We start from the raw sequence: 15,843 nt of genomic DNA on the forward strand, positions 1-15,843 counted from the left end.
ATGTGCAATGTTGTCTTGTATAGACAGGATTTCATTGCACATTACGCATAAGCCCTTCACACTAAAACATTAAAATTGAGCATTATAGATAAAATTTCACCACTAATGATTACAGCCGAAAATTGCATCATTTTAACGAATAGTATGTATAAGAACGAATATAATTGAGCAATGACCGTGTAATTTTTTCAAGTAACATATACCGACTTAATTTTGTCCATAATAAGATTAACCTACTTATAATTTATTCAAAGCGGTAACCGCTAAACCCTAAATTAGACCATGAGAAAAGCTCATATTCTTTTAGCCGTAATACTTTTTGCGGGTGCCTTTGCAAAAGCGCAACAGCTACCTCAGTTTACGCAATATATGTACAACACCATTTCGGTAAATCCTGCCTATGCTGGTAGTCGCGAAACTTTAAACGCAACAGTACTACATAGAAACCAATGGGCCGGTCTTGAGGGTAACCCAAGAACAAGTACTTTATCAATTCATTCACCTTTAAAAAATGAAAGAATAGGATTGGGTGTATCATACATCAATGACCGTTTGGGTTTTGAAAGTACCAATTACTTTTATGCCGATTTTTCATATACCGTTCCAGTTAGCCAAGATGTAAACTTACGTTTTGGGTTAAAGGGTGGCGCAACAAGCTATGACCTTACCAACCCAGACCCTAATGACCAATTTTTTAACTCCAATTTCAATAGCATCAATCCCAATTTTGGAGCTGGTGTCTATATAGGTTCCAATAGATGGTATGCCGGTATTTCTTCCCCAAGAATACTTAATACCGATTTGAACGAGGGTGAATTTCAGGCCTTGGAAAGAAATAGTTATTATGCCATTGGTGGACTTGTATTTGACTTGTCCGCTACTACCATATTTAAACCTACTATAATTACAAAGTTTACCAACGGTGCACCTGCAACCTATGATTTTACGATCAACTTTTTGTTCAATGAAAAATTTTGGGTAGGTACCTCCTACCGTGTAAACGATGCATCAAATTTTGGTGCCATGATGGATTATCAAGTAACAAAAGATATTAGAATAGGATACGCTTACGATCTACCAACTTCATCGGTAAGACCGTACACCGGAGGAACCCATGAAATTATATTAATCTATGAAATTAGAAAGAAAGTATTAGGTCCTGTAAAATCCCCAAGATATTTCTAGAACCCTAAACCAAAAGCAATGAAAAATCATAAAACCTACGCTATATTAACGCTACTTTTATTGGTAGGACAAATTGCCTTTGCTCAGTTTGCTTCCCAAAAAAAAGCGGATTATTATTTTAGCAAATTCTCCTACGCCAAAGCAATTCCGGAATATGAGAGAATGATTGAAGCTGAATTAAATACCGAATATGCGCATCAGCAATTAGCGGAATGCTATTTACTTATAAGAGATTATAAAAAATCCATACCACATTTTAAGGCCGTAATCAACAATGCTACGTTGCCAACGGATTATTATTTTAAATATGCCATGGCACTTTACGCCAACGGGGATTTGGATGAATCTGAAAAGTGGATCAAAAAATATAAAAAATACAACAAGAACGATTCTAGGGTTAAACGATTTTTAAAAGACGGCAACTTGGCATCGGTCGTATTTAATAGTAGACAACGATATGAAGTTGAGCCTGTTGCATTCAACTCTACCGACAGTGATTTTGGAATCTCTAGATTTAAGGGCAACCTTTACTTTGGATCATCTAGACGAGATGAAGTAACCGGAGACACCTATGGTTGGAACGATGAGCCTTGGCTAGACCTTTTTGTTGTTCAGGAAGACAACGCCATGTCCATGCCAAAAAGGTTAAAAGGAAATGTAAACAGTAAATTTCATGAAAGCTCCGTTGCGTTCTCTACGGATTATAAAAATGATACGATCATGTATTTTACCCGTAACAATTTCTATGATAAGAAAGAGGGTTATGGGGCATCTAACGAAATCAACCTAAAAATTTATACCGCCAAATTTATTGATGGTGAATGGGTAGAAAACAGTAACCTAAGAATTAACAGTGATTACTACTCTACCGGCCACCCATCCGTGAATAGGGCCAGAACAAGAATTTATTTTACCAGTGACCGCCCAGGCGGATATGGAGGTACGGATATTTATTATGCTGAAATACATGAACGTGGTGGTATACAGACACCTGTAAACGCGGGTCCTATTGTTAATACAGAAGGAAATGAAATGTTTCCGTTCATCAATGAGGAAGGAAAACTGTTTTTTAGCTCAGATGGCCATGTAGGTTTTGGGCAATTGGATGTATTTTCTACAATATCAGATGAGGAGGGCAAGGTCATAGATATTATTAACCTGGGTACACCAATCAACAGTTCTAGTGATGATTTTGCTTATTACGGACTTCCAAACGGACTTGAAGGATATATTAGCTCTAACCGCGAAGGTGGTATGGGAAGTGATGATATCTATAAGTTTAAATTTACCCCATCATTAGATGTTGAAGGGTATGTTGTAGATGGTGTTAACGAAAAAATGTTAGATAGTGTACAGATAAAACTATACGATCAAATTACCAATACCATGGTTGCACAGACCATGACAGATGAAAATGGATACTATAGATTTCCTGTGAACAGAAAAACTACCTACATGATAGAGGCGGTTAGAAAAACCCACCCTCACAAAAATGTATACTTCAATACTTCACAAACTCCTAAGGCACAAAAAATATTACGACAAGACATTGTTTTAGAACCAGTGCTTGACCTTAAATTATTGGCCGGACTTAATAAAATATACTTTGATTTCAATAAAAGTGATATACGCCCAGATGCCGCAAAAGAATTGGATAAGGTAGTTAAGGTAATGAACCAAACCTACCCGGATATGATCATTAAATTGGAATCCCATACCGATCCAGTTGGTAGTCATACTTACAACGATAACTTATCTGAAAAAAGAGCAAAATCTACCTATGAATATCTTGTAGAAAATGGGGTCTCCAAGGACAGGATAGTTTCTTACAAAGGTTTTGGTAAACGTATGCCCATTAACAAGTGTACCAGTAAACAAGATTGTACACCAGAGGAACTGGAATTGAACAGAAGAACAGAGTTCCCTATTCTACAGATTAAGAAAGGTAGAACCGTATCAAAATAAACCAAACAACTGATCAACCATAAAAAAAGTCCTTTACCATTACGGTAAAGGACTTATTATCTTTTTTAAAGAAACTGTATTTATTTCATGATACCGTCTACAATACCGTATTTAATAGACTCTTCTGCATTCATCCAGTAATCTCTATCAAAATCCTTTAAAACCTTATCATAATCCTGACCACAATTATCTGCTAAAATCTGTGCACTAAGCTCTTTTGTCTTTATAATTTCCCTTGCCTGTATTTCAATATTGGATGCTTGGCCTCTTGCTCCCCCACTAGGCTGGTGAATCATGACCTGAGCGTGTGGTTGTATAAATCTTCTTCCTTTTTTACCTACGGATAATAATATGGAACCCATAGAAGCCGCCAGACCTGTACAAATTGTAGAAACCGGACTCTTTAATGACTTAATTGTATCGTACATGGCAAAACCGGATGTTACATATCCCCCAGGACTATTGATATATAGTTGTATTTCCTTATCATTCTGCATATCTAGATATAATAACCGATCAATTACATGTTTAGCAGAATCGTCATCAACCATACCCCACAGGAATACCTTTCTTTCTTCCAACAATTTCTCATCTATGGCTTCCTGGATTTTTCCTTTTTTAGCACTCATATTTTAAGTTTATTTATCTATAACAAAATTAAGGAATTAATTGGTAAACAAATACGGCAGTGACCAACTCAATTCTTTCTTTAAACCACTTATAATTTTGTTTAAAGTTATTCAATTGTGGTTTCCTCTACGGTAACCGTTTTTTCCACTACTTTTCTTATAGGTACCACCACCTTGCCGGTCTTGGTCTTTATAATCATTGAAATATTATCTATGCCCACAACCGTACCTTCTAATTTTCCTATGGTCACCTTATCCCCTATTTCGTAAATTTTACGGGTATAAAAGGTTCTAAGCAAATCTCCTACTACTTCCCGTGATCCTAAACCTAAGGCAAGCGCTATGGCAAGAAGAAAGGCACCTAAAATTATCGTAAAGTTATTGGTAACGATTTCAGTATCTACCCCTGCCTGGTTCAAGGCGGTAATACTAACAAATACAATGATTAGATAAAAAAGTACATTTCCCAATATTTTGCCTCCTCCCATTCCAATAGAATCAAAGACCTTAATAATGGTTTCTTTAATGATTTTTGCCAAATACAGACCGATCATAAAAATGACAAGTGCAGATAATAATATGGGCAGGTACCTAAGTAGATTGGCAATTTCAGAAGATATTATGGTTAGCCCCATGATGTCAGATGCAACGATAATAAATACTAGCCATAACAACACTTTTATGAACGTTACCAATACTTTTGAGATGTCAACTTTTAAATCTGCATCACCAAATAATTTGGCATCATTGATTTTTTGGCTAAACCGATCCAACTTTATTGCTTTGAAGATTCGTTTTAGAACAAAGGTGGTCACTTTAATGATCAACCAACCAAAAATCATTACGATAAAAGCCCCAAATATACCCGGCAATGCCGCCGCAATGTCCTTAAATATATTGCTTAACGATTGAAAGGTTAGATCTTTCCACTTATCAACTGTATCCATTATTCCTGTATTTACTTCTATTAATATTTTATTATTTATTTGTTTTAAGCATACCTTCTATTATCGATGCAAAATTACCGGTGAACAAGTTGGTAAGTTCCATAACAAGCTTTGCCGCGGCAATATCGTCCATGACCTTTTTGCGCAATTCTGGCGGGACATTTTTCATGTCTTCCTCTAAAATTTTAAACGGATTCTTGTCTTGGTCTAACATTAAGGTAAACTTTTATACATTTCAACAACTTTGGCCTTGGCCCTTTTTAACCTCATTTTAATTGCACTGGATTTTAACCCTAAAAGGGTTTCCAATTCTTTAATAGAGGCACCATCTTGATATTTTAAAAGCAATAAGGACTTGTCCTCTGGATCAATTTTTTCCAATGCTTTCTTTAATTTATCTACCTGCATCTGCAACAATACATTATCTGTCACCTCTATGGGAACTTCAGGCGTAGTCTCAAATTTTACGCTATTGTCCTTGATGCGCCTTTCCTTGTTCCTATTAACATAATTTACACAGAAATTATAGGTAAAGGAATACAACCAGGTAGAAAACTTTGAAGTTCCCTTAAAGGAACCCAATTTAACAAATAGCATTAAAAAAATATCTTGGGTAAGGTCTTCCGCCTCTTTATCCGATCTGGCAAACCCCAGACATTTGTTATACACTAATTTGGAATACCGATCATAAAGTTCTCCAAACAATAGCGCATCTTTTCTAATGACAATTTCGCGAACCAAATCACTATCCGTATAATCACTATACGCGGTATTGGAAGTCGATTTTTCTCCAAATTGATTTCCAATAATTATAAAACAAAGTCTCTTTAAAAATGTCACAGGTACTATTTGTTTACAAAAAATAAAAATAGGTTAAAGATTTGGTAATTGATATATTTGACACCAAATGTATTGAAAATGAAAAAAATACTAGCCCTTACCGTTTGTACCTTAGCACTTTTTCTAAGTTGTAAAACCGATCATAAACAACAAAATCAAAAAACATCTGACCAGAAAGAATTGACAATTCTTGATAAAGTTGCCAATGCCCATGGGTATGAAAATTGGAAAGAGGTATCTAACATAAAATTCACGTTTAATGTTGACAGGGATTCTTCTCATTTTGAACGTACATGGTCTTGGAACACTAAGAATAACAACGTAATAATGACCACCCGTCAAGATACCATAACTTATAACAGGAAAGCGGTAGATAGCACCATGGCCAGTACCGATGGTGGTTTTGTTAACGATAAATTTTGGCTTTTAGCTCCTTATCAGTTGGTTTGGGATCAGAAAAATTTCTCCTATGAACATACGGAAAATATAGAGGCTCCCATAAGCAAGCTTAAAATGCATAAACTTACCACGGTCTATGCTAACGAAGGTGGTTATACCCCTGGTGATGCCTATGATTATTATTTTGGCGATGATTTTATCATAAAGGAATGGGCATTTAGAAAAGCCAATCAAAAAGAGCCTAATATGGTGACAAGTTGGGAAGGCTACAAAGCATTGAACGGTCTTAAGATAAGCACCATGCATAAAAGACCGGATACTGATTTTTCACTATACTTTACAGGAGTAGAGGTTAACTAAAAGGGCATAAAGTTTGATGCATTTTCATTGATAATCATTAATATATGAAAGTATCATTTTTTGCATTCATCCTATTTTCAATTTTTGGCTATTCCCAAAATACCTTGAATGCCGTAGTAGTAGATAATGCTGATAATTCGCCATTAGAATTTGTAGTTAAAGTAATGACCTAAACTTTCTTTTTCTTTAGCAAAAATGTAAAAAACAATATTAAAAATCCACAGGCCAACAATACCATAAAGCTTCTGGTAAGACTGTAATTTTCTGCCAAAAAACCTAAAATTGGTGGGGCACATAAAAATCCGGCATATCCTGAACCTGCAATAAATGCTATACCCTTAGAAGAATCTACACCCTTTACATTACCTCCTATCCTGAAAACCTCAGGCACAATGACCGAAAAACCCAGTCCATTTAAAGCAAAGCCAATGATACTAAGCAAAGTATCTTCACTCAATACTAAAATAAATCCAATAATAGCCAAGATGGCCCCTAAAGCAACCAATTTAATAGAACCAATAGACCCGCTAATACCATCGCCTAAAAATCTGCCCAAAGTCATGGTAATCTGAAAACCCAAAAAACCTAAACCCCAATACGTTTCTGGTGCCAAGGTTATTTCTTTTAAATACAGCCCGCTCCAATCTACAATAGCGCCTTCACTCCCCATGGCCACAAATGAAATAAACCCAAGTAACAATAATGGTTTAAGTAGTCCTAAACTAAATGGTTCCTGAAGTATTTCATCTGCCGTTTCATCAATAAATTTATTCTTAAATCTAAAATTGACTAGCAATACCAACAGAACTGCTATAGACATGTGTAAAACAGGACTTGATAACGGACCAATTAGAAAGCTGCCCATACCTGCCAAAACCCCACCTAGACTAAAGAAACCGTGAGAAGCTGCCATAAACTTTACCTTGTCCTTTTTTTCAATCTCAGTAACCAAGGTATTCATGGATATATCCGTAAGACCATTAGCCGCTCCAAATAAGAAGAGGGTAGCCATTAGTGTATAATAATTGGAAGCCAGCAAGGGCAACATGGCTGCCGCACAACTGAGCATGACACCATAAAAGGTAGATTTACCTACACCTACCCTATTAATGATTGCAGATGCAAAAGGAAAAATGGAAAAAACGCCTAATGCAAGAAAAAAAATGGCAAAACCTAATTGCGACTTGTTAATACCCAAGGTTTCCTTTACTGTAGGAATGTAAATTGCCCATGTGCCAAATAAAATATTAATACTGGCAAACACAAAAGAGGGTCCAAAGTAACGTGCATTCCTTAGTATTAAACTTAATGACTTCATTTACCCATAGTGGTTAATTTTAAATAAAAAAATGCGATAACCTATTCCCTATAAAGTTGCTTGAACACCAGCTTTTAATATCTGTCCAAATGTATACATATCTTCATAAGAAGAATAAAATGGAGCTGGTGCCAAACGTATAACATTGGGTTCTCGCCAATCTGTAATTACGCCATTTTCCATTAGATAATTAAATAAGGATTTACCATGACCATGTAAAAAAACCGACAATTGACAACCACGGTCTTTAGGTGTAATTATTTCAAAAGAACTATCTACTTCTTTATCTATTTCTTGGAGGACAAACTCCAAATACGCTACAATTTTATTTCTTTTTTCTATCAGGGCATCCATCCCAACTTCCTCAAACAAGGTTAAAGAAGCCAAATACGGAGCAATGGACAGCACGGGTGCGTTGCTTATTTGCCAAGCATCTGCATTATCCATTGGTTCAAACTCAGGTTTCATTAAGAAACGGGTTTCTTTTTTAGTTCCCCACCATCCTTCAAATCTTTGAATATCCTTTTTACCAAGATATTTCTGGTTTACAAAAATACCTGAAGCATTTCCCGGCCCGCTATTCATATATTTATAACTGCACCATGATGCAAAATCCACGTCCCAGTCATGTAAGTCTAGTTTAACATTACCAACCGCATGGGCCAAATCCCATCCTACCATAGCACCTACAGCTTTACCTGCTTTTGTAATAGATTTCATATCCATTACCTGACCATTGTAATAATTTACCCCACCGATCAAAACCAAGGCCAACTCATCCCCTACTTCATTTATTTTTTGAATGATATCTTCTGTTCGCCAATGATGTTCTCCTTTTCTTTTTTTAATTTCTACAATAGTCTTGTCCACATCTAAACCATGAAAACGCACCTGACTTTGAAACATATATTGATCGCTAGGAAATGCTTTCTCCTCACAGATAATTTTAAAACGTTTGGACGTTGGTCTATAAAATGAGACCATCAATAAATGAAGATTTACCGTAAGGGTATTCATAACGGAAACTTCTTCTGGCAATGCCCCTACTACTTTGGCAAGAGGTTCCGCAAGTTGCTCGTGATAGTCCCACCATGGTTTTTTAGCGTAAAAATGACCTTCCACGGCCAATTCCGCCCAGTCTGTCATGACCTCATCTATATAATTTTTAGTATGTTTTGGCTGTAGACCTAAAGAATTTCCCGTAAAATAGATTACTTGTTTACCATTTACTTTAGGGAATATAAATTCATCCCTATACACCCCTAATTGGTCTATGGCATCTAACGATTGTGCAAATTCCAATGTATTTTTAAACTCCATATCAATTTTTATAAAAAAGTAAAGATAAGCCCATAAACAAATTTACCATTGACAAAACTACCCTTATTCATGGGTTCGCATTCTCATTTCAATCATGTGATCAGTAAAACCAACTTTTTCATAGGCACGTAAGGCCGGTTCATTATTACTATAAACGGTAAGTCTTAATTCTGATAAACCATTTGCTTGCGCCCATTGCCTTAAGCGTTTCATGATTTGACCATTTACCCCTTTACCCCTATATGATGAATGGGTATACATAAAGCCCAAATATGCATAATGCGTATGGTCCAAATAAGGTCTGGCCGGTTTTTCTAAGGCATAACCGGTGCCTACAACTTTTTCTTGGTCACAAGCTACTAACAAAATAGCACGTGGATCGGAAATAAGCGCTTCCAAATCATAATAGGTTACCTCACCCTTTTTTATAGTAGGGTCCATGGGCCGTTCCGCTTTAATGACTTCTTGCTCGCATACTCTTAAAGCAGGTAGATCATCTTGGTTAGCTTCTCTAATTTTTAACACCATATATATTTCTAGAAAATTTCAACACCCTTAAATTAAGGCTTAATACGCTATTTTTGCAAAAAGAAACGTATGCATTTTCTATCTCCAATTTTAGAAACATATTTAGCGGATAATTCCCAAGCGGAACCAGAATTACTTCAGGAACTTACCCGTGAAACCCATTTAAAAGTCATACAGCCGCGGATGTTAACGGGTCATTTTCAAGGTCGTGTTTTAAGCTTGCTTTCCAAAATAATTAGACCACGTACTATTCTGGAAATTGGTACGTACACCGGGTATTCTGCACTATGCCTGGCAGAAGGCTTGCCCAGTGACGGTGTTTTACACACTATTGATGTCAACCCAGAATTAGAGCGCATACAACGTAAATATTTTGACCTAAGCGGTTATGGGTCACAAATTATACCACATATTGGAAATGCCTTGGAGATTATCCCTCAAATGGAACAAACTTTTGACCTTGTTTTTATAGATGCGGAAAAAAAGCAGTACCACCGTTATCTTGAAGCGGTATTGCCAAAAACAAAACCTGGATCTGTTATCCTCTCTGATAATGTGCTTTGGTCCGGAAAAGTAGTAGAGCCGTTAGACCCCAAGGACAAAGCCACCAAAGTACTTTTAGATTATAATAAAATACTTAGTGAACATCCTTTATTGGACACCGTTCTGCTACCTATTAGAGACGGACTTACCTTAAGTAGGGTAAAATAAGAAAGCGGTATAATTTATAAAAAAGATACGCGGACAGTACGCCAAATATTGCCCCAACAAAAACATCCAATGGGTAATGAACCCCTAAATATATTCTACTCATTACAAACAACATAGGCCAAATAAAACCTAGCACCACCCATGGCACATACTTTCGTAAATTAAGGACCACAAAGGTCATAATTGAAAAAGAAAGGGCGGCATGTCCTGAAAAGAAACTATAGCTAGACGGATTTCTAATCACCCTGATCATAGCCCTTATTTCTTCCGTGTTATTGGGTCTTGGCCTGGCAACAATATTCTTGACCAAATTGGTTACCGTTTCTACAGATACTACCATGACTAAAAGGGTAAGAACTATTGAAATAGCTTCCCGCTTAGAAAATTTTAAAAAAATCAAGATTAATAACGCTAAGAACAATGGTATCCAAGGAGGGTATTTGGTAACGGTAGACCAAAACACATCATAATGCTCCTCTCCAAGATTGTTAAGATAGATAAAGGTATCTCGATCCCATTGTAGAATGCCATCCAGCATAAGGACCTATTTTCTCTTTATACTTCCGGTAACCTCATTTATATTCTTGCCAACGTCAGAAATTTGTTTTTTAACGTCCTTGGCCAAACCAGAATCTATATCCTTCTTCATATCATCGATATCTTTCTTGATATCCTTAACAAAACTGGTATCTATACCCTGCTTATCCGCACTTTTCTGAATCTCTTGTTTAATATCCTCGGTAGCATCCTTTAATTGACGCATACCCTTCCCTAACCCTTTGGCAATACCGGGAATTTTGTCCGCTCCAAAAACCATCACTACGATAAACATAATGAAGAATATTTCCGCGCCGCTAATAAATAATGAGTACATCCAAATCATGCTACAAATATAAACAAGTTTAGTATCCAAATTAAAAAAGCCCCGTGGTTATACGAGGCTTTTCTAAAATATATTTTTAAATTATTCTCCTTTAATACCTTCTTTCATTTTATCAAAATCGCTCTCCTGTTCTTTCTTAGGCCAGCTATTGTTGGTGGTATCAATATCTGCAGTTTCCATTTTAGGATCAATTTCAACCCCGGTAAGTTCAGAGGCCGATGAAACAACGATCATAACCTCGCTAGAATTCTTTCTCCAGATTTCAGGAGGGTAGGTAATATTTTCAACCGTACCGTCTGCATAGGTATACTCAACAATTAAAGGCATTGGTAAACCACCTGGGCTATTATAAGTAATTTCATAAAAATACTTTGGCTCCTTAACAGCCGCCCTTTCTGCAGCGGTCATATTATCCATCATATATTCCTTTAACGTCTTTGACGTCTCGGATGGCAAACCATTCTTTAATTCCGTTTCATCACTGGTTTCATCCATCTCTTCCAAATATACCAATGGTCTAAGATCGGCCTCTGTCATACCCCGTTCAGACAAATAAGCCTGCATTTTCTTATTGGGCCTATCGCTAACATAGTACTTTTTAATGTTCTTAACGCCCATATCCACATAATCCGTGGTGTAGAACCAACCTCTCCAATACCAATCCAAATCTACGGCAGAGGCATCTTCCATGGTTCTAAAGAAATCTTCTGGAGTAGGATGTTTAAATTTCCAACGTTGCGCATAGGTTTTAAATGCATGATCAAATAGTTCACGCCCCATAACCGTTTCCCTTAAAATATTCAAGGCGGTAGCTGGTTTTCCATAGGCGTTTGGACCCAATTGAAATACGTTTTCAGGATTTGACATTATAGGGGCAATTGTACTTTGATCACCACTCATATACGGTACGATCTTGGCCGGGTCACCTCTTCTGGATGGGTACTTATCATTAGGCGCAATTGCCTCTGGATACAATTCTCCAAATTCCTGTTCCGCTATATATTGCATAAAAGTATCCAGTCCTTCATCCATCCAACCCCATTGACGCTCATCTGAGTTTACGATCATTGGGAAGAAATTATGACCTACTTCATGAATAATTACACTGATCATACCATACTTTGTTCTGTCTGAATAAGTGCCATCTGCATTGGGCCTACCATAGTTCCAGCAAATCATAGGATACTCCATTCCCTGATTTTTAGCATGGACGGATATTGCCTTTGGATAAGGATAATCAAATGTGTGCGATGAATATGACCTTAACGTATGCGCTACGGCCTTTGTAGAATATTCCTCCCATAACGGATTTCCTTCCTTTGGATACATGGACACGGCCATAACGTCCCTATTGCCCATTTTAACGGCCTGCATATCCCAAATGAATTTTCTTGAGGTAGCGAAACCGAAATCACGTACATTTTCCGCTTTTAACTTCCAAGTTTTTGTCTTGTCCGAAAATCCTTTCTCTGCCGCTTCCGCTTCTGCTTGGGTTACGATCATAACAGGCTTGTCATAAGATTTCTTTGCCTGCTCATAACGTCTCAACATTTCTTTTGTATATACTTCCTTTCTGTTTTGAAGCACACCTGTTCCATCCAAAATATGATCGGCAGGTACGGTAATGTTTACTTCGTAATCACCAAATGGCAAGGCAAATTCACCATTGCCCCAAAATTGATGGTTTTGCCATCCTTCTACATCATTATAAACGGCCATTCTAGGAAAAAACTGGGCAATAACATAGGCCCTGTTCCCATCTTCAGCAAAATATTCATATCCTGATCTTGCCCTGTTTACGGTATGATCGGGAATGTTGTAATTCCATTTTACATTAAAAGAGAATTTTTCACCACTTTTTAAAGGCGCAGGCAAATCTACCCTCATCATAGTAAAATTAATGGTGTGCGGCAATGCTTTTCCAGAATCATCCTTTACATGCTCTATTACAAAACCACCGTCAAAAGGTGCTGTCATATATTTTCCAACAAAGGTTTTTGGCTGGTCTGCTATTGGCACTCCACTTCCATTTTTTAGTAACGCTTTGGAATCCTTGGTCCTAACGTTCTGGTCCAATTGTACCCATAAATACTCCAGAGCATCTGGGGAGTTATTGGTGTACGTTATGGTTTCCTCTCCATAAATTTTGGCATTCTTGTCATCTAAACGAATGTCCATTTTGTAATCTGCCTGTTGCTGATAGTAATCGGGTCCTGGTGCACCAGATGCGGACCTATACGTGTTGGGGGTTGCAAATTCCTCATAAAGTTGTTTGAACTTACTCTGGTTGTAATGCCCAGGTTCCTTTTCATTGCCTTCCTGTTCCTGTGCAAAGGAAACAGCAGCAAAAAGGAATAAAATAGAGGCGAAAGCGTACTTTATTCTAATCATTTTGAGTTTGTTTTAGTGTTCGAAAAATAAAGTTTTTAAAAGGATTTCTTAATGTAATGTTACAAGTTTAACATTCCTTTAGTATGCGATTTAATAAGTACGTGGCTCTTTTTATTACCGTCCACTTTTATATGTACCACATTTTGCTGATCATCAAAAAGGTCGGTAAGTACCTCGTTCGTTATACCGATCTGTTTTAATTCGTTACGTGGAATATTGGGTACTTCCAAATAACATATGAGCATATCCGTATCATACTTCTTACCTATAAAATTATAGGGTACTGTTTCCCCATTAATTTCAACCACAAATTTGGTACGCAAATATTTTTTCAAATAGTCACGGTCCATATCAGACTCTCTCTCCGTTCCCAATTTTGCGGGTATGCCGTATCGTTCATTAATAACAGCATTCATATCATCAATAAAAATGCGTGTTATAATCTGTACGGCCTCCTCTTTTTCCGAGTAATCCACATTGGTAACGCTGATGTAAAATTTATGCAGTACGGTAAAAGCAAAAAGGGGCACTAAAAGGGTAAGCAAACCTATTTTAAGAAATCTCATGTTCAATTGTTTTTAAACCTTTTGCAAAGTATATGCCAAATTTGCAGATGCTAATCTAATGAATTGTTTTTTCTGTACAGGATACTTTTTTGTCTTAGATATTCCCACAACGCTATACGGTCATGGGTGTCAACGACCTCTTGAAATCTTGAATCCACTTCGCAATAATAGAGAAAATCATCTATCTTTTCCAAGGGTATGCCCAAATTTTCCACATATTCCTCATCTGTAAAAAAGTCCCGTACCCGCTGGGTTCTTTCATATAATTTGTTCCTTGCCACCCGTTGTTTTAACATTTTGGTTCTACCGGTAATGGCATTAATAAGCGGATCAAAACTCATAATAGGATTCGCGGTCGCCGCCTGTAGTTCTCGCTCTGCCTTTGTGGGTATACGTACATAGGCATTAGGAAGCCCCAAAGTAGAAGCGGTAACAATAGGATCAAGGGTAAGGGTAGTAAGGTCCCTGCTTAGGTCCCCACTTAGGTTGTAAGGGGTTACGGTGACTTCGTCCAATTCTGTCAACGCATCTTCAAGTCCTATGGTGATCATTTTGCTCGCCATAATAGAGGGTGTTACCACTACTATTTTCTTTTTGTACTGGATGGCAGAAAATTCAAGGGTATCCATAATATGGACTGGAATGGAGAAAAAACCATTGTTATCAGTAATAGTGGCACGTTGCGTGGTAAGGTTTAGCACATGTGTAGCCGCAACATCACCATCATCACTATACACCCTGCCCTCCAATTGCTTGGCCCGGTCTGTTTGGGCCACAACCGTAAGCGTAATAAAAAATAAAGGTATTAGGAGATTACTCCTCATCTATTTCCTTGAGAAATGTTTTACTGTTGGTAACCAAGGCATCAATCAACTGAAATTCATTCTCTTTTTTTAAGAGCGATTGTGCAGGCATTCGCGTATCACAATAGATTAAAAATTCATTGATCCTATCTTGTGGTATCTGCAAGTCAACAACAAAGAATGTATCATCATACACCTGCCGTAACACCTCACTGACCTTTAGTTTAGGGCCCGTCTCCTCCTTCTCGTTTTGTGATTTAAAAATTGCCCTGAAAATATTTACAAAATTCAATCCGTTCTGCAATCCCCTTTCAGATTGGGAAAGGGCTATATTCTCAACCTCTGTACTACGATCGATCTCGTATTCATATTCCTTGAACTCTTCATTCTTTAATTTTAAAAAGCGTTCTTGCTGTTCTGGGGTAATGACCACCTCATCCAGTTCGGTCACTTTTTCCTTTACTTCTACGACCAACCTATTGTTTTCCAATATTTCTTCCGTAATGGTTACCACTTTTATATTATAGTTAATGGCCGTAAATACAAGTTCATCCCCCACCTTTACATTAATCTTAAATTGACCTTGGTCATTGGTAATGGTAGCCCTTTCAGAAGTAGAATTAATTACATTTTCATTGGGCACACCTTGGTCCATATAAATTACGGACCCTAGTAATGGCCGCCTGTCCATATCTTGTGCACATACGGTTGCTATAGCAAAAATTGCGAATATAAATAGTATTTTTCTGATCATTTACAAGTATTTAAAAGTATCAAATACCAAGAATAAGGCATTGAAAACATAAAGTAAAGATATGTAAGTATCATAAAAAAAAAGCCGTCAATAAACTTTTGTTAATTTCTTGACGACAAACTTTTGCAACAGCCCCGTAATACGTTATACTAAGACAATACACCTACCATTTACCGAACATCCATGTAATTGAACCTATATGTATAATATTTCAACCCATAAATAAAGCATAATTAATAGATAA

Annotated in this window: 18 protein-coding genes; 5 read left to right on the forward strand and 13 right to left on the reverse strand. The window is 37.0% G+C overall.

The window, feature by feature from the left end; genetic code table 11:
- The first annotated feature begins 282 nt into the window (after window positions 1-282).
- Both ABVM52_RS03055 and ABVM52_RS03060 read left to right on the forward strand, forming a co-directional pair.
- Complete coding sequence (locus ABVM52_RS03055; RefSeq protein ID WP_405383595.1) at window positions 283-1,185, forward strand: type IX secretion system membrane protein PorP/SprF; 903 nt, start codon at window positions 283-285, stop codon at window positions 1,183-1,185.
- Window positions 1,186-1,203: 18 nt separating this feature from the next.
- Window positions 1,204-3,150 carry an OmpA family protein gene (locus ABVM52_RS03060; protein WP_405383597.1) on the forward strand — a complete coding sequence of 649 codons (1,947 nt, stop codon included), beginning with the start codon at window positions 1,204-1,206 and terminating at the stop codon, window positions 3,148-3,150.
- Window positions 3,151-3,230: 80 nt separating this feature from the next.
- Here the strand turns inward: ABVM52_RS03060 and ABVM52_RS03065 are convergent, their stop codons facing one another.
- The 4 genes from ABVM52_RS03065 to ABVM52_RS03080 form a co-directional block, all read right to left on the reverse strand.
- Window positions 3,231-3,779, reverse strand: coding sequence for a ClpP family protease (locus ABVM52_RS03065; protein ID WP_405383602.1), 549 nt, complete (start codon window positions 3,777-3,779; stop codon window positions 3,231-3,233).
- Window positions 3,780-3,886: 107 nt separating this feature from the next.
- Window positions 3,887-4,726 carry a mechanosensitive ion channel family protein gene (locus ABVM52_RS03070; RefSeq protein ID WP_405383604.1) on the reverse strand — a complete coding sequence of 280 codons (840 nt, stop codon included), beginning with the start codon at window positions 4,724-4,726 and terminating at the stop codon, window positions 3,887-3,889.
- 31 nt (window positions 4,727-4,757) lie between these two features.
- Window positions 4,758-4,940, reverse strand: a complete 183-nt coding sequence (locus ABVM52_RS03075; protein WP_405383606.1) for a hypothetical protein — start codon at window positions 4,938-4,940, stop codon at window positions 4,758-4,760.
- On the reverse strand, window positions 4,940-5,566 hold the full coding sequence (locus tag ABVM52_RS03080) for an RNA polymerase sigma factor (RefSeq protein ID WP_405383608.1): 627 nt from the start codon (window positions 5,564-5,566) through the stop codon (window positions 4,940-4,942). Before ABVM52_RS03080 ends, ABVM52_RS03075 begins: the two co-directional genes overlap by 1 nt.
- 78 nt (window positions 5,567-5,644) lie before the next feature.
- Between ABVM52_RS03080 and ABVM52_RS03085 the strand changes: the two genes are divergently transcribed.
- Window positions 5,645-6,325 (forward strand): hypothetical protein, encoded by a 681-nt coding sequence (locus tag ABVM52_RS03085; RefSeq protein WP_405383611.1) that lies wholly within the window; start codon window positions 5,645-5,647, stop codon window positions 6,323-6,325.
- Window positions 6,326-6,369: 44 nt separating this feature from the next.
- Window positions 6,370-6,498, forward strand: coding sequence for a hypothetical protein (locus ABVM52_RS03090; protein WP_405383613.1), 129 nt, complete (start codon window positions 6,370-6,372; stop codon window positions 6,496-6,498).
- Here ABVM52_RS03090 and ABVM52_RS03095 read toward each other — a convergent pair.
- From ABVM52_RS03095 to ABVM52_RS03105, 3 genes are all read right to left on the reverse strand, one after another.
- The gene (locus ABVM52_RS03095) at window positions 6,495-7,643 is read right to left on the reverse strand and encodes an MFS transporter (protein ID WP_405383615.1); all 1,149 of its coding nucleotides are present in this window, start codon (window positions 7,641-7,643) and stop codon (window positions 6,495-6,497) included. The genes ABVM52_RS03090 and ABVM52_RS03095 overlap by 4 nt on opposite strands.
- 48 nt (window positions 7,644-7,691) lie before the next feature.
- Window positions 7,692-8,963, reverse strand: coding sequence for a kynureninase (gene kynU, locus ABVM52_RS03100; RefSeq protein ID WP_405383617.1), 1,272 nt, complete (start codon window positions 8,961-8,963; stop codon window positions 7,692-7,694).
- Between the two features lie 63 nt (window positions 8,964-9,026).
- Complete coding sequence (locus ABVM52_RS03105) at window positions 9,027-9,491, reverse strand: GNAT family N-acetyltransferase (RefSeq protein ID WP_405383619.1); 465 nt, start codon at window positions 9,489-9,491, stop codon at window positions 9,027-9,029.
- A 69-nt stretch (window positions 9,492-9,560) separates the two neighbouring features.
- On the opposite strand from ABVM52_RS03105, the gene ABVM52_RS03110 reads away from it, so the two are divergent.
- Window positions 9,561-10,202 carry an O-methyltransferase gene (locus ABVM52_RS03110; RefSeq protein ID WP_405383621.1) on the forward strand — a complete coding sequence of 214 codons (642 nt, stop codon included), beginning with the start codon at window positions 9,561-9,563 and terminating at the stop codon, window positions 10,200-10,202.
- Here the strand turns inward: ABVM52_RS03110 and ABVM52_RS03115 are convergent.
- The 6 genes from ABVM52_RS03115 to ABVM52_RS03140 form a co-directional block, all read right to left on the reverse strand.
- Window positions 10,180-10,740, reverse strand: coding sequence for a phosphatase PAP2 family protein (locus ABVM52_RS03115; protein ID WP_405383623.1), 561 nt, complete (start codon window positions 10,738-10,740; stop codon window positions 10,180-10,182). The two genes, ABVM52_RS03110 and ABVM52_RS03115, sit on opposite strands and share 23 nt — an antisense overlap.
- Window positions 10,741-10,746: 6 nt before the next feature.
- The gene (locus ABVM52_RS03120; protein ID WP_405383625.1) at window positions 10,747-11,076 is read right to left on the reverse strand and encodes a twin-arginine translocase TatA/TatE family subunit; all 330 of its coding nucleotides are present in this window, start codon (window positions 11,074-11,076) and stop codon (window positions 10,747-10,749) included.
- Between the two features lie 90 nt (window positions 11,077-11,166).
- Complete coding sequence (locus ABVM52_RS03125) at window positions 11,167-13,476, reverse strand: M1 family metallopeptidase (protein ID WP_405383627.1); 2,310 nt, start codon at window positions 13,474-13,476, stop codon at window positions 11,167-11,169.
- A 59-nt stretch (window positions 13,477-13,535) separates the two neighbouring features.
- Window positions 13,536-14,042 carry a DUF6702 family protein gene (locus tag ABVM52_RS03130; protein WP_405383629.1) on the reverse strand — a complete coding sequence of 169 codons (507 nt, stop codon included), beginning with the start codon at window positions 14,040-14,042 and terminating at the stop codon, window positions 13,536-13,538.
- Between the two features lie 50 nt (window positions 14,043-14,092).
- Window positions 14,093-14,866, reverse strand: coding sequence for a hypothetical protein (locus tag ABVM52_RS03135; protein WP_405383631.1), 774 nt, complete (start codon window positions 14,864-14,866; stop codon window positions 14,093-14,095).
- Window positions 14,856-15,599, reverse strand: coding sequence for a carboxypeptidase-like regulatory domain-containing protein (locus ABVM52_RS03140; RefSeq protein WP_405383633.1), 744 nt, complete (start codon window positions 15,597-15,599; stop codon window positions 14,856-14,858). The genes ABVM52_RS03135 and ABVM52_RS03140 overlap by 11 nt, the downstream gene beginning before the upstream one ends.
- Between the last annotated feature and the right edge of the window lie 244 nt (window positions 15,600-15,843).

The organism is Maribacter sp. LLG6340-A2 (assembly GCF_045057105.1).
Lineage (GTDB): Bacteria > Bacteroidota > Bacteroidia > Flavobacteriales > Flavobacteriaceae > Maribacter.